Source organism: Streptomyces sp. NPDC001678 (genome assembly GCF_042892945.1).
In the GTDB taxonomy this organism is placed as follows: domain Bacteria; phylum Actinomycetota; class Actinomycetes; order Streptomycetales; family Streptomycetaceae; genus Streptomyces.
The window spans coordinates 25993-44588 of the sequence record NZ_JBIAUP010000018.1 but is presented as its reverse complement, the minus strand read 5'-3'; the positions used below and the strand labels follow the sequence as shown (position 1 = coordinate 44588).

General features: G+C 69.5%; 19 protein-coding genes and 1 pseudogene. 9 read left to right on the top strand and 11 right to left on the bottom strand.

What is annotated here, in order from left to right:
• Positions 1-46: 46 nt before the first annotated feature.
• The 7 genes from ACFYZR_RS28710 to ACFYZR_RS28680 form a co-directional block, all read right to left on the bottom strand.
• The gene (locus ACFYZR_RS28710) at positions 47-1819 is read right to left on the bottom strand and encodes a hypothetical protein (protein ID WP_391915346.1); all 1773 of its coding nucleotides are present in this window, start codon (positions 1817-1819) and stop codon (positions 47-49) included.
• Positions 1820-1852: 33 nt separating this feature from the next.
• On the bottom strand, positions 1853-2941 hold the full coding sequence (locus ACFYZR_RS28705) for a polyprenyl synthetase family protein (RefSeq protein WP_391915344.1): 1089 nt from the start codon (positions 2939-2941) through the stop codon (positions 1853-1855).
• Positions 2902-4185: a hypothetical protein gene (locus ACFYZR_RS28700; RefSeq protein WP_391915341.1), complete on the bottom strand. Its 1284-nt coding sequence runs from the start codon at positions 4183-4185 to the stop codon at positions 2902-2904. Before ACFYZR_RS28700 ends, ACFYZR_RS28705 begins: the two co-directional genes overlap by 40 nt.
• 45 nt (positions 4186-4230) lie before the next feature.
• Entirely contained in the window at positions 4231-4620 is a 390-nt protein-coding gene (locus ACFYZR_RS28695) for a hypothetical protein (RefSeq protein WP_391915338.1), read from the bottom strand.
• A 24-nt stretch (positions 4621-4644) separates the two neighbouring features.
• Positions 4645-5025 carry a hypothetical protein gene (locus ACFYZR_RS28690; protein WP_391915335.1) on the bottom strand — a complete coding sequence of 127 codons (381 nt, stop codon included), beginning with the start codon at positions 5023-5025 and terminating at the stop codon, positions 4645-4647.
• 33 nt (positions 5026-5058) lie between these two features.
• A complete protein-coding gene (locus ACFYZR_RS28685) occupies positions 5059-5952 on the bottom strand; it encodes a hypothetical protein (protein ID WP_391915332.1) in 894 nt (297 codons plus the stop codon).
• Between the two features lie 64 nt (positions 5953-6016).
• Positions 6017-6937: a hypothetical protein gene (locus ACFYZR_RS28680; RefSeq protein ID WP_391915330.1), complete on the bottom strand. Its 921-nt coding sequence runs from the start codon at positions 6935-6937 to the stop codon at positions 6017-6019.
• Positions 6938-7129: 192 nt separating this feature from the next.
• Between ACFYZR_RS28680 and ACFYZR_RS28675 the strand changes: the two genes are divergently transcribed.
• Positions 7130-7663: a GNAT family N-acetyltransferase gene (locus tag ACFYZR_RS28675; RefSeq protein ID WP_391915327.1), complete on the top strand. Its 534-nt coding sequence runs from the start codon at positions 7130-7132 to the stop codon at positions 7661-7663.
• Positions 7664-7775: 112 nt separating this feature from the next.
• A pseudogene (locus ACFYZR_RS28670) lies at positions 7776-7882 on the top strand (IS5/IS1182 family transposase); the annotation flags it as partial.
• A gap of 17 nt (positions 7883-7899) precedes the next feature.
• Here ACFYZR_RS28670 and ACFYZR_RS28665 read toward each other — a convergent pair.
• Positions 7900-8700, bottom strand: coding sequence for an alpha/beta fold hydrolase (locus ACFYZR_RS28665; protein ID WP_391915325.1), 801 nt, complete (start codon positions 8698-8700; stop codon positions 7900-7902).
• A 71-nt stretch (positions 8701-8771) separates the two neighbouring features.
• Positions 8772-9134 (bottom strand): MerR family transcriptional regulator, encoded by a 363-nt coding sequence (locus ACFYZR_RS28660; RefSeq protein ID WP_335939779.1) that lies wholly within the window; start codon positions 9132-9134, stop codon positions 8772-8774.
• 75 nt (positions 9135-9209) lie between these two features.
• Here ACFYZR_RS28660 and ACFYZR_RS28655 point away from each other — a divergent pair, with 75 nt between their 5' ends.
• Complete coding sequence (locus tag ACFYZR_RS28655) at positions 9210-10424, top strand: MFS transporter (RefSeq protein WP_391915322.1); 1215 nt, start codon at positions 9210-9212, stop codon at positions 10422-10424.
• Positions 10425-10610: 186 nt separating this feature from the next.
• Here the strand turns inward: ACFYZR_RS28655 and ACFYZR_RS28650 are convergent, their stop codons facing one another.
• Complete coding sequence (locus ACFYZR_RS28650) at positions 10611-11729, bottom strand: cytochrome P450 (RefSeq protein ID WP_391915318.1); 1119 nt, start codon at positions 11727-11729, stop codon at positions 10611-10613.
• Positions 11730-12111: 382 nt separating this feature from the next.
• On the opposite strand from ACFYZR_RS28650, the gene ACFYZR_RS28645 reads away from it, so the two are divergent.
• The 5 genes from ACFYZR_RS28645 (at position 12112) to ACFYZR_RS28625 (ending at position 17606) form a co-directional block, all read left to right on the top strand.
• Positions 12112-12867 carry a GNAT family N-acetyltransferase gene (locus tag ACFYZR_RS28645; RefSeq protein WP_391915547.1) on the top strand — a complete coding sequence of 252 codons (756 nt, stop codon included), beginning with the start codon at positions 12112-12114 and terminating at the stop codon, positions 12865-12867.
• Complete coding sequence (locus ACFYZR_RS28640) at positions 12864-13811, top strand: lysophospholipid acyltransferase family protein (RefSeq protein ID WP_391915315.1); 948 nt, start codon at positions 12864-12866, stop codon at positions 13809-13811. The genes ACFYZR_RS28645 and ACFYZR_RS28640 overlap by 4 nt, the downstream gene beginning before the upstream one ends.
• Before the next feature lie 119 nt (positions 13812-13930).
• Positions 13931-14236, top strand: a complete 306-nt coding sequence (locus ACFYZR_RS28635) for an acyl carrier protein (protein ID WP_391915313.1) — start codon at positions 13931-13933, stop codon at positions 14234-14236.
• Between the two features lie 23 nt (positions 14237-14259).
• Positions 14260-15468: a beta-ketoacyl-[acyl-carrier-protein] synthase family protein gene (locus ACFYZR_RS28630; RefSeq protein ID WP_391915312.1), complete on the top strand. Its 1209-nt coding sequence runs from the start codon at positions 14260-14262 to the stop codon at positions 15466-15468.
• 65 nt (positions 15469-15533) lie between these two features.
• Positions 15534-17606 (top strand): MMPL family transporter, encoded by a 2073-nt coding sequence (locus ACFYZR_RS28625; protein WP_391915310.1) that lies wholly within the window; start codon positions 15534-15536, stop codon positions 17604-17606.
• 16 nt (positions 17607-17622) lie between these two features.
• On the opposite strand, the gene ACFYZR_RS28620 is transcribed toward ACFYZR_RS28625, so the two are convergent.
• Positions 17623-18150, bottom strand: coding sequence for a hypothetical protein (locus ACFYZR_RS28620; RefSeq protein WP_391915545.1), 528 nt, complete (start codon positions 18148-18150; stop codon positions 17623-17625).
• Between ACFYZR_RS28620 and ACFYZR_RS28615 the strand changes: the two genes are divergently transcribed.
• The gene (locus ACFYZR_RS28615) at positions 18118-18582 is read left to right on the top strand and encodes a hypothetical protein (protein WP_391915557.1); all 465 of its coding nucleotides are present in this window, start codon (positions 18118-18120) and stop codon (positions 18580-18582) included. The genes ACFYZR_RS28620 and ACFYZR_RS28615 overlap by 33 nt on opposite strands.
• The last annotated feature ends 14 nt before the right edge of the window (positions 18583-18596 follow it).

Sequence of the window (18596 nt, the reverse complement as noted above, 5' to 3'; positions counted from 1 at the left end):
TGTCGGCCGCTTTCCGCGGGCACGCCCGAGCCGTGCGGGCCGGGCCTCATGTGGGGTCCCCCATACGGGCCTTCAGCATTTTCCGCACGTCGGCGGTGACGGCCTCGGAGATCTCCTTGAGCCGCTTGTCGAGCTCGCCCTGGATTCCCTTGATGACCTCCAGGTAGATGGCGCGCGTGTTGATCGCTTCGTTGATCTCCTTGCGGAATTCCGAATCGACATCGAGCTTGATGTGCATCTTCGACGGTTCGTTGAGGGCCAGCTTGGTGAACGTCAGAGTCAGGTCCTCAAGTGCGGAGCCCGACGGCTTCATCACGCTGTCCAGGGCACAGTCGGCGATGTCCACCGTGATCCTGCCCTTCAGCTGTGTGTTCTCGTTCTTCGTCTCGAAGTCGCTCTCGAAGCGCAGCGGCGGCTTGGAGACGGGGACGGTCACGTCGCCGCCCGGACGCCGGGCGACGGCGTCCCCCGGCTCCGCCACGGAGGCCAGCCGCACCCTGGTGCTCACCAGGTCGTTCTTGTCGGTGAATGTGCTCACCGGGATGACGGCGTTGGAAAGGCCGACCGCCTTCGGGCCGGATTTCTCCACCTTCTTCAGACGGAACTCGGTCAGCTCCATTTCGACTCCGGAGAACTTGAGTTTGAGGTCAGGGAGCCTCATCTCGTCGGTCGTGTACGGGTCCAGGGCTGGCTTGACGAGCGAGAGGACCACCGATGGTGCGTACAGCGGGGACTTCCGGTCGCCGACGGCCGTGCGGATGCGGTCGAAGAGATAGGCGTCGACCGGTGTGCCGGAGCTGCCCGAGGGGCTGGCGGGGGCGCCCTTGCCGACGCTCTGGTCGAGGCCCTTGGCCAGTTGTTCGCCGATGGACTTGCTGAGGCGCTTTCTGGTGTCCGCTGAGCTCAGCGTCTCGCCAATCGTGCTCATCACGAATTCGGCCGTCTCGCGGGCGGTGAAGAGCTTCAGCGCCATCTCCCGCCTGAGTTCCTCGGTGTTCGCGTCGCCCTTGAGGTCCGTGGTCTTCATGGTGAAGGCCTTGGTGTCCACGGTCACGGGAGTGGAACCGGCCGTGACTTTCACACTCTCGACCGTGGTGGTGAGCTTGCGGTCCGTTCCACTGCCCGTGACCCCCACTCGGGTCCGCACGGTGGCCTTGAGCTCGTTGAAGTGGAACCGGAACGCGCCGGTTGCCCGGATGGGCTTGACCGGCCATGTCGCCTTCAGATCAGGGTGCGGCGCGGGCTTCGTGGTGAGCTTCCGAGGCCTCTTGTGCTTCTTGTCCTCTTCCTTCTCCTTCGGCGTCCGGACATCCGACACGCCCAGGTTGATGGTGAAGGAATAGTCGCCGCCGACCGTGACGGCGTCGGCGCTGACTCCGTCCTTGGTCTTGTAGTGACCGAAGCGCAGGATCACATCGCAGAGGTAGTCGCTTCCGTCCTCGCGGATGGAGGGCTTCTCGTCGAGGTAGACGTTGTCCAAGCCGGTGACGATGGCGGTCGTGGCTGTGAGCACCGGCCATTTTTTGTCCTCGTCCGGATGGTGAATGACCTCAAAGCCTTTGATCTTCGACTTGTCCTTCACCAGTTCTCTGACGGACACCCACCACGCCTTGGCGAAGATCACCTGCAGCGCGTATCCGTTGTCCTGCTTGATCTGCCCCACTTTCCAGTCGCTGCCGCGGACCGGGAGCAGTTTCCCCTTCTCTCCTTCACCGGGCAGCCCCTGCAGAATACGCGGCAGCCACATGGTCGGGTGAGCACGGTTGTTGGCCCGGTGGCCGACGGCGGTGAAGAGCAGTCGGAAGAGTTTCTGTGCCATGGCGGAAGCCTTTCGTTGTCCGGTGTACGGCCGTCAGGGGGCGCGATCCACGACGTAGAGCGCCAGGTCCCGCAGAGCCCCGCGGTAGCAGGAGGCGGGGAACGGCCGGAGATATTCCAGGGCGTCCAGGGCCTGTTCCCGGGCCAGGGCCCAGCTCCGGCCGAACGCGGCCGTGGCGCAGATCTCGTCCAGCAGGTCCGGCAGTTCTCCCTCGTCCAGACGGGCACCGCGCAGCACTCGGGTGACCCGATGGGCGGGTCCCAGCTCTTCGGCGGCGAGGACGAGGGGCAGTGAGGGCCGCCTCTGGACGAGATCCATCCCCCGGGGCTTGCCCGCCGCGGCGTCCGCGCGGGCGAGGTCGAAGAGGTCGTCCATGATCTGGAAGGCCCGGCCGACCCTGCGGCCGTAGAAGCCCAGTCGGCGGGACTCGCTGGTCCGTCCGCCGGCGAGCGCGGCTCCGGCCTCGCAGGCGAGCCCGAGGAGAACCGCCGTCTTGCGTTCGATGGTGCGCCAGTAACGGGCCACCAGTTCGTCGGTGGGGGCCGCCGGATCGGTGGCCAGTTCGTCGAGCTCGCCGCAGCACACCCGGAAGGCGGTGTCGAGGACGAGTTTGACCAGGTCCATGTCGCGGGTGTGGTCGATGGCTTCGACGAAGCCCCGGATGGCCTGGACGAACTGCAGATCTCCCACGAGGACCGCGGTCGCCCCGCCTCGGGCGGCGTTGACCGACGGCAGCCCTCGGCGCAGCAGTGAGTCGTCCACGATGTCGTCGTGGATGAGCGTCGCGACATGCAGCATCTCCAAGGAGACGGCGCCGTCCACCGCCTTCTCCGGCAGCTCGGACGGGCCGTGCACGAGGCGGGCGGCCAGCAGCAACAACAGGGGGCGCAGTTGTTTTCCCGCCCGGTAAAGCTGGTGCTCGGTGTCGGTGAGGTATTCCTCCTGCGGGCCCAGGGCCTCCGCGAGTCGCCGCTGGTAGCGGGGGCGGTCTTCGGCGAGCAGTTCCGACCAGATCCGGACCGGCAGGTCACGATCGCCCTGATGGTCACAGGCGCCGGGCCCGGCGGGGGCGAGTACGGCGGTCAGCGGGACTCCTCGGGAGCTTCCTGAGGGGTGGGCCATCCTTCGCGCACGGCTCGGCGCAACCGGGCCCGGATCGCGTCGTGGAGCAGCCGCTGGGGGAACTGGGTGCGGCGCAGCCGGTCCCGGGCCACGTCCCCGGCGGAGCCCGTCCAGCCCGCGTCGTCCAGGTCGAGGTCGAAGACGGGGAGCTCGACGCGTGGAGCCGCGCCGTGCTCCGTCACCAGGCGCACCCCGGGAATCCGGGCACTGACTGCGCCGCTGAACAGGCATCGGCCGGTGGTGTCCGGCTGGGCGGCCGCGCGGCGCATCGCCCTCAGGTGGATACGGCGCACGAGGGCCCGTTCTTCCTCGCCGAGGGTGTACGGTCCCGGGGCGAGCGACGCCGCGGCACCTCCGTCACCGGGCTCCTGATAGCTGTACTGAGCCATGTCGGCGGCGGTGGGCGGCGGAACGTCGGCAACCGCGGGGGGCGGATCGGCGACCACCGCGTAGACGCCTTCCCGCGTCATCTCGGTGACTTTCTTGTCCGTATTACCGGTGCCCTTGACCCGCCCGCCGAAGTGGACCATCGCCTTGCCGGCCTCGTGGTACTTGTCCTGTTCCTTCTTCGTGGGCTTCTTCTGACGCAATAGGTCGAGTTCGGTCGCCAGCATCACCTGACGTGCGAACGCGTGGACGTTGTACGACCGATCGACGTCGTTCTCGTCCGGGTACTTCTTTCCGTTGATCACAGTGTTCTTGTCCACCGCCTGGTGGGTGTCGGCGCACATGTCTCGAGTGGTCTGTCCGCGCCATTGATCGACCACGGCCTCCTGGCGGAAGAGTTCGTCGTAGATCTCGTTGTGCTTGTCGTAATCGGCCAGCATTTTCTTCCCGTTGGACATCGTCTCCAGCCGTTTCCGCTCCTTTCTGGCGGCCTCCGTCCATTGCGGAGCCCTGGGGTCGGGCGGGGACGTCTCCGCCGGATCCGCTCCGCCCTCGGTGGGTTGGAGTGCCTGGGTGGGCAGGAAGTCGAGGTTCCCGCCGTGGTCGATCTCGCACACGGGGTCGGGTACGGCCGTGATGTGGTGCCGCCCGGTCAGTTCCAGATCGCACCGCGTCCCGTTCTCACCGTCGTGCACGACATCGGTGGCCCGCAGCACGAGGTCCGTGAGGTGAAAGCTGATCGCGCCGGTGGGGAACCCGAACTCCTCGGGCATCGCCACCGTGCGGGCCAGCGGGAAGGGAGCGGTGTCCGGTACGTCGAGCGGGGTGCCCGCGGGCCGGCTGTCGGGGTGGGTCATGCGGGGCCTCCGGCTGGGGTCACGACAGGGGGTTCATGGGTTTGGTCAGCTGACAACGAGATCACCGCTGATCAGGAGCATGGACTCGCGGTTGGTGAGGGTCAGATTGGCCGGGGAGGCGTCGATCTTCACTCCGGCCACCTCGAGGTGATAGCCGAGCGCGCCACCGAGCTCCAGGCTCATCTCCTTGCCGACGAACGCGCCGCTGACCTTCTTGGGCACTTGGTCCACCATGTGCTTGGTGAATGCCGCCACCACCGCCGCCGCGAACTTCTGCACGCCCGAGCCCAAAGGTGTCAGATTTACGGTGAAGGGGTTGATCTTCGTGATCTTCGTCTTGAGCTCTTTGTCGGTCAGCTCGGTGACCTGGACGTGCACGGTGATCGGCGGACTGGGAGTGACCGCGAACATGACGAGGGCGGGAATGATGGACAAGGCGCGACCTCCTCGGCGCGATGATCAGCTCACGGTGAGGGAAGAGCTCAGCCTCAGCATCCCGTCACGGGTGTCCATGGCGGGATTGTTGATTTTCAGGGTGACGTCCTCCCCGCCGATGCGCTGGGTGATCTCGCCCAGCCCGAAGGCGGTGAAGCTTCTCCCCCGGACGAGTTGCGAGATCAGCCCCGGGAGCACGGTCGCCCCCAGAATGTCCGCCAACGGCTTGGCGATCGTGCCGAGGATTTTGTCGCCGATGTTTCCCTTCGGGCTCACCGAAAACCGGAAGGGGCTCAAATGGCTGATCGTCACTGTGACGTCCTTGCCGTTCAGGCTCAGGCGCACATCGGAAGCGACCGGCTGGTCGAGGACATTGATGTCGTAGTAGATACGCATCGTGGCCATGGGGCATCTCCCAGGGTTGGTGCGAGGTCGGCTTCAGTACTTCTTGATCGTGTCCCAGACCTTCTTGATGACGTCTCCGAGATCGACGGTCCCCTCCGCCTCGGCGTCGAACCACAGCTTGAGCCGCAGCCGGGAGGGGTCGGACTCCGCCTGTGCACCGGCGTCGTTCAGCTTGACCCCTGCCGACCAGCTCGCCGCCCCGTACTTGCCGCTGGTCTTCTGCCACTGGCCCTTGATCGACTGCACGGTCGCCTTCGCCCCCTCTTCAACGGTGCGGCCGCTGAGCAGCACCGTGAAGGGGCGGTCGGAGAGGGCGGAGGTGCCGGGGGCGGCGGGGGTGCCCCGCCCCGAGAGGTTGGCCGCGACGGCCAGCCGGCCGTCGCCGACGGAGACGGCGATGTCACCGAAGCCGACCCCGCCGATGTTCAGGCGGGGCAGTAGCAGTCCGTTCTGCCCGAGCACCTTGTCGACGGTGTCGAGGATCTTCGGGATGATGATCTTGCGGTAGAGCACCTTGTCGAGCGGTGAGACATGATCAAGGTTGACGACGGATGCCACCGCCCGGAGCACGACCGTGTTGTTCCTGAGCTCCACCGTGCAGATGCTCCGCACCTCGGTGGTGGCTTCCTTGTCGGTGTCATGGCGCTTGGCCCAGAACTTGGGGAAGTTCACCCAGAGAGCGCCGCTCGTCGGCCGCGTCTTCTGATCGGGACGCGGAATCGCGATGCTCCACTCGTTCGAGGTGGGCGCGCTGAGCCTGACCACGGGAGGCTCGGCCACCTTCCACGACACGTCGACGCCCTTGCCCTGCCACTCGACCCTCTGTTTTCCGCTGAAGACCGGGCCGAGAGACGGCCTGCCGAAGAGATTGGCCACGGCCTGGGTGAGCGTCGACTCGTCGACACCGACCACGAGGTCGCCGTCCATGTGTGTCCTCCATGATTCGTATGGGCTCGGGATGGGGCGCGGCGGTGGTGCGCGGCGCGGGAGGTCAGGACCAGCTGCCGCCGGAGATGATGGGGCAGCCCTTTCCGTCGGGGCCGACGCCGGGCGCCCGGAGCACCGCGGAGAAGTCGATGGCCGGCTGGCAGGAGCTCCGCGTCATGTCCTTGGCATCCACCTTGAACTCGCGGATCGCCTTGATCTTCGCGGTCACCTCGCCCGTGAACCCCATGAAGTCCTTCTTCACGGAGCCCAGGTCCTTGTCCCGCTGCTTTGTCGCGGCCTGCTGGAGCACGGCCTCGAGCAGGCGGTGGCTGAAGAGGGTGAAGAACGGCTTCTGCGCCGGCCAGGTCGCGCTGCCGTTCGGAGTGCCGGGAAGCACGGCGGTGAGCACCAGGTGGCTGCTGTCGGCCTGCACCTTCTGCGGCGTCAGGTCCACCTTGGTGCCGAACAGCTCACCGGGAATCGCGATGCCGCCCAGCAGCTGACGCCCCATCGTGAACATCCGGGGAATGATGATCTTCTTCAGGATCACCTGGTCGAAGGGCTTGACCACCGATTCGTCGAAGCGGACGGCCAGGACGTCGATCGTCACCTTCTTGCCGTTCACCACTCCTCGGCAGTAGGCGCTGATCGGGCCGGTCCCCTTCTTCGGGGTCCCATCGGTGGGGGTCCACTTCCCCATCGCCTGCGGCAGCAGCAGCTCGAACATATCGGCCGGCGGTGGCGCCGAAGGGCGCTTGCCGTTGGGGTCGACGGACTTGGACCAGTGGTCCGCCGATGGTGGCCCGAGCTTGAATTCCGGGGCCTTCTGGATGTCCCATTCCGCCGTACCGGTGGGAGTGCCGGACTTCAGCTCCTCCCTGCCGGAGAACAGCTTCGTACGGGCTTCGGGCTTGGCATGCACCCTGGCCATCGCGGTGGTCAGCGCCTGCCCGCTGATCCCTACCGCCAGATCGAAACCTGCCACCGACACGCTCCTCCACAGACCCAGCTGAACCGAGAGCGTCACTCTAAGCAACAAAGCCCATAGATTTCGTCACAAATCCAACCATCCTGGTCATGTGGCGTGTCCACGGAACCGGGCGGGCGGGAACGCCGGTGGCAGGGCCGGGAGCGGCCGGATTTCCACCGAGGCCCCGCCGTCGCGCAGGATGGACGTATGACCGAGATCCACACCCCCCGTCTGCTCCTGCGGCGCTGGCACGACGACGACCTCACCTTCATGGCGGACATCAACGCGGACCGGCGGGTCATGCGCTGGGTGGACGACGGCTCGACGCTCGGCCTCGAGGCCACCGCCGAGGAGATCGAGCGATGGGAGGAGGAATGGGACGAGGAGGGCTTCGGCCTCTTCGCCGTCGAGCTGCTGGGCTCCGGCGAGCTGATCGGCTTCACCGGCCTGTCCGTGCCGGAATTCCTGCCGGAGGTGCTGCCCGACGTGGCGATCAGCTGGCGGCTCGGCACCCAGTTCTGGGGCCAGGGATACGCCTCCGAGGCCGCCCACGCGACGCTGGAGTTCGCGCTCCAGGACCGCGGGCTCGACCGCGTCATCTGCGTCAGCCGGCTAGGGGACACGGCCTCCGCGAACATCGCCGACAAGCTCGGCATGAAGCAGGAACGCGAGACCACCCATCCCGTGCACGGCTTCCCCCTGATCGTGCACAGCATCGACCTCACCGAGTTCGCGGCCTAACTGATCGTTCCAGAATGAGTCTTGGTCGGCAAAGTGTTCAGGTGCGTGCTGATCTCGTGCCGGACGACCTGTGGGAGCGGGTGGCTCCACTGCTGCCACCTGCTCCCGAACGCCGCTGCTGGATGCCGTCCCGCCGATCCGGGGCCTGCGGGGACGCCCCGCCGCAAGCCCCGGCGCCTGTACGCCGACCGCGGCTACGACTGCCTCCGGCGGCTCCGGACGGCATGCCGAAACGATCAATAAGGGCGCGCGAGCCCGTCGAGCCAGTGCCCGACCAGGCCCCGTACGGTCTCGGCGCACTCCACCTGCGGGTTGTGCCCGGCGGCATCGAGCACCGTCGCCGCCATCCGGGGGTAGTGGTCGAGCAGGGCCAGCTGGTCGCGCCAGCCCACCAGGGCGTCCTGCCGGGTGGTGACCAGCAGATGGCGCCCGCGGTGCACGGGGGCCTGGTGCTCCGGCCAGTGCGGTAGCAGAAAGTCGGTCTCCAGCTCGGCGGCGGCCGCCTCGTCATGGGCCCGCCAGCCGGGCAGCACGTATCGCTCGAAGAGCTCCCACCTGGGCTTGTCCAGGCGGGCCATGACGTAGCCGAAGAGCTCGCGGTCGGCGGCCGGGAGGCGGTCGAGCAGTTCCTCGTCGCGCTCCAGTACCGTTTCCCCGGGCAAGGACCGGTCGTCGCCCCAGCGCACCACCGGCACCAGCAGCGCCGAGCCGAGTACCTGCTCCCCGTACCGTGCCGTCACCGCCCGGGCCAGCTGACCGCCGAAGGACTGCCCGACCACCGCGAACGGCCGGTCGCCCAGCTCGGCGTCGATCCATTCGAAGACGGCTTCTGCCAGGGCGGTCGCCGAGGACGGGCCCGGCAGCCGGGGGCTGGCTCCGTGGCCGGGGAGGTCGAGGTAGAGGCGCCGCCAGCCGGGGCGGTCGGCGAAGGCGGGTTCGAGCGGGAGCAGGACGTGGTGGTCGACGGTGTAGCCGTGGATCAGGACGAGCGGCGTGCCGTCACCGAATGCGGTGTGCCGGATGGCGGAGTCGGTCATGACCACAGCCTCCGACCTTGACACTCGTGTCAAGGTCAAGCGGGCGGTTCCGAGTCGGCCCGGACCGGGGGTCAGGCGAGCTCTCTGACCACCGAGAGGTACTCCATGATGGCGTCCCGGTTACGGGTCAGGCACTGGATCCGGCGGGTCATCCGCTCCGTCTCGCACTCCAGGGTGTCGAGCATCTCCGGGGTGGCGTCCGCGAAGTGGATCGTCCGCGGGGTGTCCAGACAGGGCAGGATCTGCTTGATGATCCGGGTCGGCAGCCCCGCGTCCAGCAGCCCCCGGATCTGCAGCACCCGGTCCACCAGGTAGTCGTCGTAGTCCCGGTAGCCATTCGCCTCGCGGCGAGGGGTGATCAGGCCCTGCTTCTCGTAATAGCGCAGCAGGCGCGGAGTGCTCTCCGTCAGCCGAGCCAGTTCGCCGATTCGCATGTGACCGCCCTCACGCCCTTGCCCAGCCGTCCCGGCTGGACCCTGACATCCGTGTCAACGATAGACGATCGGCCCATGTCGACGAACGAACTCCGTTCCCCCACCTGCCCGACGGCATCGCCCGCGCGCTCGCCCCGACTGCCCTGGCCGGCGCTGCTGGCCCTGAGCACCGCCGGATTCGTCACCTTGATGACCGAGGCCCTGCCGGCCGGCGTCCTACCCGCAATGAGCACGGACCTCGGCGTCAGCCAGTCAGGCGCCGGACAGTCCGTCACGCTCTACGCGGTCGGCTCCATCGCGGCCGCCATCCCACTGACCGCCGCCACGGCCGGCTGGCCGCGCAAGCGGTTGCTGCTCCTGGCTGTCGGCGGCTTCGCGGCGGCCAACGCGGTGACCGCCGTCTCCGGCAACTACCCGCTCACCATGGCCGCGCGCTTCGCGGCGGGCCTGGTCGCCGGGCTGCTCTGGGCTCTCCTGGCCGGCTACGCCCGCAGCATCGTGGCACCGGAGCAGCGCGGACGGGCGATGGCGGTAGCGATGAGCGGCTCGACCGTCGCCCTCTCGGTGGGAGTGCCGGCCGGCACCCTGCTCGCCGGTGCTGCCGGGTGGCGGGTCGCCTTCGGGCTCATGAGCGTGATCGCGCTGGCCCTGGCCGGCTGGATCACCGCCACCGTCCCGGCCGTTCCCGGCCGCGACGACCACGACCGGCTGCCACTGCGGAAGGTGCTGCGGATCCCCGGCGTGGCAGCCGTCCTGGGCGTCACCGCCGCCTTCGTCCTTGCCCACAACCTGCTTTACACCTACGTCGCCGCACTACTCGAACCGCTGGACCTCGAAGGGCGAACCGACACCGTGCTGCTGGTTCTCGGCCTGTCCTCGCTGGCCAGCATCCTCAGCACCGGGGCGGTGATCGACCGGCACCTGCGCACCCTGACCCTCACCGCCTGCGGGCTCCTCGCGTTCGCCACCACCCTCGTCGCCGCCGCCCTGCTCACCTCGGCGTCCTGGCCCGTCTACGGCGCCGCCACGCTCTGGGGCTTCGGCTTCGGCGGCGCCGCCACCCTGCTGCAGACCGCCGTCGCCGACGCCGCGGGCACGGCCGCCGATCTCGCCCAGTCCCTACTGGTCACCTGCTGGAACCTCGGCATCGCCGCTGCCGCATTCGCCGGCGGCCTCCTCCTCGACCACACCGGCCCGCACTCGCTGCCCTGGTCGGCCCTGGCGCTGCTGGCCCTCGCCCTGACAATCACGGCCACTGCCCGCCACCACGGCTTCCCGGCCCGTCGATGACCTCGTGCGCGTGACGACCGCGGGGCGGGCAGGTTGCCGGCTCTTCGTTCACCACGCGGAGGCACTCCCAGTGGCGGCAGGACGCCAGCAGCTCCGGGCGGTCCTCCACTGCCGAGAGGACCAGCCTTGTGGTGATGGGCGTTCACCCGCCGCTGCGGACGTCGGCGGCGCAGACGGTCCGGGTATTCAGGAGTCGCCCAGGCCCAGATCCACCGGCAGTCGTTGGAGTCCGTAGACCATCGCCAGGCCGTGAAAGGGAATCTCGTGCTCGTCGATGGCGAGCCGCATCCGAGGGTAGCGTTCGAACAAGGCCTGGTAGGCGATCCGCAGCTCCATGCGCGCCAGTTCCGCGCCGAGACAGCGGTGGACTCCGTGGCCGAAGGCCACATGACGCCGATCGCCGCGAGCGCCGCCGGTGCCGGTGCCGGTGCCGGTCATGGCCGCCGCGGCCTCGGCAACCGTGTGACGATTGGCGCGCAGCAGGGAGCACAGCACCACATCGCCCTTGGACACCCGGTGGCCACCGATCTCCACGTCTGTGAGGGCGTAGCGGGGGAAGGCCACCTGCACGACGGACAGGTGTCGCAGGAGTTCCTCTGTCAGAGCGCCGACCGTACGGCCGTCGGTGGCGCGTTCGCGGGCCACAGGGTCGCGGAGCAGGAGGAGCGTGCCGAGTGTGATCATGCCGGCGCTGGTTTCCAGGCCTCCGGTGAGCACACCGTCCGCCAGGCCCGCCAGTGTCCGGTCGTCGAGGTCGGCTCCGCGGGTCACCAGTGTGCCCAGCAGACCGCTTCCGGGGTTCCGGCGTTCGTCGGCGATCAGGCGTTCCAGGCGGAGCTGTGCGGACGAGACGGCGCCGAGCTGCGCGTCCAGCCCCGCGACGATGTCGAAGCGCCGGGTGCTGAGTTGCCGGAACGCGTCGAGGTCCGCGGCGGGAACCCCGAGCAGTTCGCAGATGGTCCGTGCCGGGACGGGCCACGCGAAGGTCTGCACGAGGTCCACGGGCTGTGGTGCGGCGGACATGATGTCGAGCTGTTCGGCGACGATGTTCCGGATCACGGGTTCGAGGCGTCGCAGGCCCCGTGCGGTGAACTCGGGAGCGAGCATCTGCCGCACCCTGGTGTGCAGGGGCGGATCGCACATCCCCAGTCCGCCCAGCGCTTGATCGGGCAAAGCGGGCGATATGTGCTGGAGCCTGGTCAGCTCGTTGCTGAACGCCTCTTTGGCCGAGAGGACTTGCCGCACTTCCGCCGGACCGCTCACCAGCCAGACGCTCGTCCCGAAGAGCAGGGACACCCGGGTCATCCTTTGGGCAGGGCGCACCGGGGGATGTGCGAGAGGATCCAGGCCGTCGCGCCGGAACAGATCCAGGATCGGCTCGGGCAGCAGGTGCGGGGCAAGGGCGTCGTATCCGCTCCGGCTCGCGCGGCGGAGCCGACGGCGCAGGAGGCGCGTCGACAGTCTGCTCGCGAACCCCATAGACGTGTCCCCCGTCGATCCATGGTGGTGCGGAAATATCACACCATGCGCCTTCCGGTAACCGCCCTTGAATGCGGGGAAGTTCAGCCTTTGGGGTGGAAATCGACCCCCTCCGCATGGTGTGCGTGGTGTTGGGTAGAAAGGCCGAGGGTCGGTCTGTCATGCGCGTCGCGTTGGGGGGTGGGTCGCCGTGTCGGTATCCCGCGTTCTGGCCCGTGTCGCCCGCCCGCCGGGCGGTCCCGCGACTTGCGGCGGCTTCTACCAAGCAGTCCTGGCCCGGGACGAGGACGAGGTGCGCGGGGCCCAGCGGCTGCGGTACCAGGTGTTCGCGGTGGAGCAAGGAGCCCGCCTGCCCTCCGCCGCCGACGGGCTGGACGCGGACGGGTTCGACCGGGACTGCGATCACCTTCTGGTCCGGGACGAGGCGACCGCGGAAGTGGTGGGGGCATACCGTCTGCTGCCCCCGGGAAGATCCAAACAGCTGCTTTCCGAGGAGGAGTTCGAGCTCGATGCCGTCACCTCCCTCCCTGGCGGGCTGGTCGAGATCGGGCGGGCGTGTGTGCATCAGGGGCATCGCAACGGCCTGGTGGTGCTGTGCCTGTGGGCGGGCGTCCTGCGTTATATGACGGACCGCCGGTTCCGGTGGCTCGGCGGGTGCGCCTCGCTGTCCCTGGCCGACGGCGAGGCTCAGGCCTCCGCCGCCTGGCAGACCGTCCACGAGCGGCACTACGCGCCGGCCGCGTACCGGGTGCGCCCCCGGACCCCCTGGATTCCGCGGGATTCCGGCCCGTGCCCGCCCGCCGCGATGCCGTCGCTGCTGCGCGGCTACCTCATGCTGGGTGCCTGGGTCTGCGGGCCGCCGGCGCTGGACAGCGACTTCCGTACCGCGGATCTGTTCACGCTGTTGGCAGTGGACCGGGTGCCGGCCAGCCGCCTGAACCCGCTACGGGCAGTGGCGTCGTGACCGGTTCAACCGACTCAACCGATGCGACCGATGCCGCCGGTGCGACCGACGCCACCGACGCGCAGGTGACCGCCGATCCATGGCGGCCCACGTCGCCGTGCGGCCGCTCATGCCTGCCCGGCCCGGCGCGGCAGGACCGCGTGGGGCCTCTGCGGCGACTCCTGCGGTTGACGGCGGTGCTGCTGGCCTGCTCGCTGATCGTCGTTCCCGCGTTCTCCTCAGCAGCGGGCCGCCGACCGCGGCTGCGGGTCTTCCGCTGGTGGGTCCGGCTGGTCGTCCGGGCCATGGGCGTGCGGGTGCGCTTCACACCGTCCCCGACCGGGCCGCGGGACACCGGGCCCGGCCTGTTGGTGATCAACCACACCTCACTGCTCGACGACCTCGTTCTCGTCGGCCACGACCCCGCCCGGCCGCTGAGCAAGGCGGACGTAAGGCGATGGCCGGTCATCGGATGGGCCGCCGCGCTCGGCCGCACTCTGTACGTCGACCGTGAACGGCTCTCGGCGCTGCCCGGCGCCGTGGCCGGGGTCACCCGGGCGCTGCGCGCCGGCGACCGGGTGTTCGTCTGTCCCGAGGCGACGACGTGGTGCGGCGTGGCCGGCGGCCCGTACCGGCCGGCGTTCTTCCAGGCCGCCTTGGACGCGGGTGTGCCCGTTCTGCCGGTGGTGCTGCGGTACCGGTCGGCCGGCCGTGCCACGACGGCGGCCGCCCTGGTCGGTCCCATGTCCGTGGTGGAATCGGTGATCCTGATCGTCGCCCAGCGGGGTCTGGTCGTCGAGGTCGAGCGGCTCGCGCCCCTGCCGGTCCGCGCGGGGTCCGACCGGCGTTCCCTGGCACGGGCCGCCGAGCGGGCGGTGGACCGTGCCATACCGGAGGTGCCCCGGCTCCGGAAGCCCGGAAGCCCGTGCCGGCCGGCCGCTCTCGTGGCCACCGGCGACATGTGAGGCCCATCGCTCATCACCCATCACCCATCGCCTGTGGACCTGTTCACACCTGTTCACCCGTGGCCCTGCCCAGTCCCCCTCGGTCCTCCCGGACCTCGACCGCCCGAGGAATCCCGTCCATGCCCCACAGCCAAGACGGTCCCGACCGCGCCTACGCCCTTCTCGTCCAGGCCCTCATGGAGAGGATCGGCTGCGTTCCCCAGGAGCTCGGGCCGGGCCGCACCTTCGCCGAGCTCGGGCTCGACTCCGTCTCCATGCTGGAGGTCTCGCTGGTCGTCGCCGAACACGTGCCCGGCACCGTCACGTTGGAGGACTTCACCATGAACACGTCCCTCGGCGACGCGGCTCGGATCATCGGCGCCGCGTCGCACACCGGTACCGCCCCGTCCGCCCCCGCGCCGGAGGAGGCCGGAGACAGCCGGTGAGGCGGACCGCGGACAGTACGGACGTGGCCGTCACCGGGCTCGGAGCGGTGACTCCGGCCGGTCCGACGGCGCCGGACACGTGGGCCGGTCTCCTCTCGGGAATACCGCGCGCGGTGCCCGATCCGCTGCTCGCCGGACTGGCCGTCGACTTCTCCTGCCCGGCCCCCTTCGACGTCTCCGCACGTCTGGGACCGCGCCTCGCCGCCCGGCTCGACCGCTATACGGGCATGGCGGTGAGTGCGGCCCGCGAGGCCGTCGCCGACGCGCTGCTGGACACCTCCCAATGGGACTCCTCCCGCGTCGCCGTCGTCATGGGCACGGCCAGCGCGAGCACCGAACACCACGAGAGGATCTACGCGTTGATGGCCGCCGGCACGCCGGAGAAGGTGTCTCCGATGGCATTGATGCGCAGCATGCCCAACATGTCCGCCGGGGAGATCGGCATCGACCTCGGTGCCCGCGGGCCGAACCTGTCCGTCTCGACCGCCTGTGCCTCCGGCGCCACGGCGGTCGGCCTGGGCTGCGGCCTCGTGCGGTCCGGTGTCTGCGACATCGCGATCGTCGGTGGCAGCGAGTCGATGCGCACGCGCAGCGCTGCCGTGTGCTTCCACCAGATGAGGGCGTTGTCCACCCGCCGGTCCGATCCGGGCGCCGCGTCACGGCCCTTCGACGCCGGGCGCGACGGCTTCGTCCTCGGAGAGGGCGCCGGGGTGCTCGTGCTCGAACGGGCGGCACACGCCCGCGCCCGGGGCGTCTCCCCGTACGCATACCTCGCCGGGTACGGCGCCTCGTGCGATGCCCACCACATGACGGCACCCCACCCCGGTGGTCGCGGCGCGGCCGAGGCGCTGCGCGGCGCCCTGGCCGACGCCGGTCTCGCCCCGGCCGACATCGGCCATGTGAACGCTCACGGCACCTCGACCATGGCCAACGACCTCGCCGAATACCGTGCGTTGAGAGCGGTCTTCGGCGAGAAGGCCCCTCCGGTAACCGCGTTGAAGGCGGTCCTGGGGCACGCGGCCGGCGGCTCGGGCGGCATCCAGGCGGTGTGCGCGGCGCTGGTCCTGCGGTACCAGATCATCCCGCCCACCCCCAATCTCGTCGCCCTGGACCCGGCCATCGACCTCGACGTGGTCACCGCTGCGCCACGGCGCACAGCGGTGGGTGCCGTGGTCAGCAACTCCTTCGGCTTCGGAGGCCAGAACGCGGTACTGGCCTTCCGCGCGGCATGACGACCGCGCCGCCGGGTCGACGGCTCGGCCACGGGGGCCGCTGGTGTGCCCGGCACCCCTGGCGCGTGATCGTCTCTTGGCTGCTGGTGCTGGGCACACTGGTCACGCTCAACACTGTCCGGGGCGGAACGTACCGGGACGACTACTCCTTGCCCGGGACGTCCGTTCAACGCGGGGCCGACCTGATCACGGCCACCGCGGACAGCAGCCTGCGCGGTGTCGGCTCACAGCTCGTCGTCCAGGCCCGGACGGGGAAGCTGACGGAGCGTCGACAGACTCTCGATGCCGCGGGAGCCGCCCTGTCGCGTCTCCCCCACGTGCTGTCCGTAGCGGCTCCACTCACCACCCCGGGAGGGCTCTCGCGGGACGGGAGGACCGGGTGTTTCACGGTCCGGCTCGCGGACTTCCCGAGCGCGTACGGCGCGTCCTACCTCACACGCGTCGACGAGGCGGTGGAGCCACTGCGTGCCGACGGCATCACCGTCGAGTACGGAAGTCCGCTCGGAGAGCTGGCGCGTCCTCCGGGGAACGACCGGCTGTCGGAGCTGATCGGTCTCGTGACCGCGGTGGCCGTGCTGATCCTGGGCTTCGGCAGTGTCGCGGCGGCCGCGATTCCTCTCGTCACCTCGATGGTGGCACTGCTCGTCGGGCTCAGCCTGCTCGGCCTGCTGGCCGACGCGTTCACCTTCGCCACGCCGTCCCCGACGGTGGCCACCATGATGGGCCTCGGTGCCGGGCTGGACTACACGCTCTTCCTGACCACACGCCATCGCCGCGTGCTGCGGGAGACCGGTGATCCGGTCGAAGCCGCCGGGGCCGCGATGGCCACCGGCGGCCACGCCGTACTGATCGCCGTGGCGGCCGTGATCCTGGCGCTGACCGGCCTCTGCCTCTCCGGCACCGGCTTCATCGCCACGCTCGCGGCCGCCGCCGGAGTCACCGTACTGGTGGCCGCCGCTGCCTCGCTCACTCTCGCCCCGGCCCTCTTCGGGCTGCTCGGCCGGAACATCGACCGCTTCCGCCTCGGCCGTCCCGTCGACGAGGCCACCAGCACCGCTGACCTCTGGTATCGATGGTCCCGCATCCTCGGCCGGCGCCCGTTCCGTTTCCTCGCCATCGGTGTTCTCGCGGTGGGAACGCTGAGCATCCCGCTCGCGTCCGTGCGCCTGGGGCACATCGACGCGGGTTCCACGCCCGGCCGGTACACCGACAGGCGCGCCTACGAGCTCATCACGAAGAACTTCGGCCCGGGTGCCAACGGCCCGTTCACCGTCGTCGTCGAACTCCGCCCCGCCCGGACCGGCGCGGAACCGGGCCCGTCGGCCAGCTCCCTCTCCACAGCCCTGACGCGGACCCCGGGTGTCGCGGCGGTCAGCACGCCGGCGCCCACCGCCGACCACACCCTCCTCATCACGACCGTCGTTCCGGAGCACGGCCCCCAGGACCGCAGAACCGCCGACCTGCTCCACCGCCTCGACCGCACCGTCCTGCCCAAAGCCCTCGCGGGCACCGGAGCGCGCGGCTATGTCACCGGTCTCACCGCGGCCCGGCTCACCTTCGCCGACGTGCTGCTCGGGAACCTGCCCGCGATCACCGCCTTCGTGACCGGCACAGCCTTCCTCCTGCTTCTCGTCACCTTCCGCGGTCTGCTCGTCGCGGCGAAGGCCGCCTTCCTCAACCTGTTCTCCATCGGCGCGGCACTCGGAGTGGTCGTCGCCGTCTTCCAGAAAGGCTGGGGCGGCTCCCTCGTTGGCGTCACCGAGCCCGTCCCCATCGAGCCCTACGTACCGGTCCTGGTACTCGCCATCGTCTTCGGGCTGTCCATGGACTACGAGATCTTCCTGATCGTCCGCATCCGTGAGACCTGGCTCCGTACCGGGGACAACCACGAGAGCGTCGCCACCGGCCTCGCGGCCACCGCTCGCGTCATCACGAGCGCAGCGGCCATCATGACCAGCGTCTTCCTCGCCTTTCTGCTCAGCACCGACGTCGTCATCAAAATGATCGCTCTGGGCCTGGGCGCCAGCGTGATCATCGACGCCACGCTCATGCGCCTGCTTCTCGTGCCGGCCGCCATGCACCTGCTGGGGAACGCCAACTGGTGGCTCCCGGACCTCCTACGGAGGAGAAAGCACTGAGGTCCTCGCCTGCGGGTCAGAGTTCTATCGGCTGGGTGAAGTTGAGCAGGACCTTGACCGAGGACGATTTCACCGTTTCCGTCCTCGATGACGCGCCGCAGGTTGTCGGGGAGCGTTCGGGAGAGTTGCCAGAGGCGGTTCTTGCACGTCGTGCAGTAGGAAATCTTCTCTGCGGCCGCCCGCATCCCGCCCGCCTCTGATTCGCCCTGCCGATCAGCGGTACGTGAACTGCTCCGCCAGGCCCCGGGCGACGTCCCCGTGCTGGCGTGACAGCCGCACCAGCCGCTCCCCCAGCTGGTCCGAGCGACTCCCACCGCGGCGCCTTCACGCCATGCGAGCCCTTGCCGGCCTTGAGCGCGCGGCCGATCTGCGCTGCCAAGGCCTCCGGGGCGGTGCTCTCCACCAGCTCGCAGGCGCTGTCGGCCGCGAACCGCTCGACCCGGGCCCGCTGATCGCCGAAGTTCCGCGAGGCGGGACCGGCTAGGACCCTGGCGCCACCCGCCGTGGCCTCGTGCAAAGCCCCGTAGCCTCCACGGCAGATCACCAGGTCCGCCGCGTTCAGGACGTCCTGGGAGCGGAACAGTGGGCCGAGCGCCAGCAGGGCCGACAGATTGGGCTCGGTCACCCGGGCGAGGGCGGCCAAGTCACCGGCTGGGTCTGGCGGTATCCCCACCTGGCCCTCGGCACCCTCGCCGATGCCGTCAGCCGCAGCGGCTTCTGGCTCTGCGAGATCTACCTCGTCGCACTGACCGTCACCGGACAGCCGCTCGTACCGGCTGTCATGACGGCGTGCTACATCCTGCGCCAGGCGGCCACGGCACGGAAGCTCGCGCGCCGACACGCCCTCCCCCGGTGGCACATCGCCGCCCAGGTCGCCATCGACCTCGTACTGAGGAACCTCGACCTCGTCGGCCTGCTCACCATGCGCCGCCAGACGTGGCTGACACCCCGACGCCCCACGAGACGGGGAGGGTGACGAGGGAACGCGAG

Bases quoted from the DNA above. Each gene is read 5' to 3' on its own strand.
- ACFYZR_RS28710 (WP_391915346.1), bottom strand. From the start codon at position 1,819: ATGGCACAGAAACTCTTCCGACTGCTCTTCACCGCCGTCGGCCACCGG.
- ACFYZR_RS28705 (WP_391915344.1), bottom strand. From the start codon at position 2,941: ATGGCCCACCCCTCAGGAAGCTCCCGAGGAGTCCCGCTGACCGCCGTA.
- ACFYZR_RS28700 (WP_391915341.1), bottom strand. From the start codon at position 4,185: ATGACCCACCCCGACAGCCGGCCCGCGGGCACCCCGCTCGACGTACCG.
- ACFYZR_RS28690 (WP_391915335.1), bottom strand. From the start codon at position 5,025: ATGGCCACGATGCGTATCTACTACGACATCAATGTCCTCGACCAGCCG.
- ACFYZR_RS28685 (WP_391915332.1), bottom strand. From the start codon at position 5,952: ATGGACGGCGACCTCGTGGTCGGTGTCGACGAGTCGACGCTCACCCAG.
- ACFYZR_RS28675 (WP_391915327.1), top strand. From the start codon at position 7,130: ATGACCGAGATCCACACCCCCCGTCTGCTCCTGCGGCGCTGGCACGAC.
- ACFYZR_RS28665 (WP_391915325.1), bottom strand. From the start codon at position 8,700: ATGACCGACTCCGCCATCCGGCACACCGCATTCGGTGACGGCACGCCG.
- ACFYZR_RS28660 (WP_335939779.1), bottom strand. From the start codon at position 9,134: ATGCGAATCGGCGAACTGGCTCGGCTGACGGAGAGCACTCCGCGCCTG.
- ACFYZR_RS28655 (WP_391915322.1), top strand. From the start codon at position 9,210: ATGTCGACGAACGAACTCCGTTCCCCCACCTGCCCGACGGCATCGCCC.
- ACFYZR_RS28650 (WP_391915318.1), bottom strand. From the start codon at position 11,729: ATGACCCGGGTGTCCCTGCTCTTCGGGACGAGCGTCTGGCTGGTGAGC.
- ACFYZR_RS28635 (WP_391915313.1), top strand. From the start codon at position 13,931: ATGCCCCACAGCCAAGACGGTCCCGACCGCGCCTACGCCCTTCTCGTC.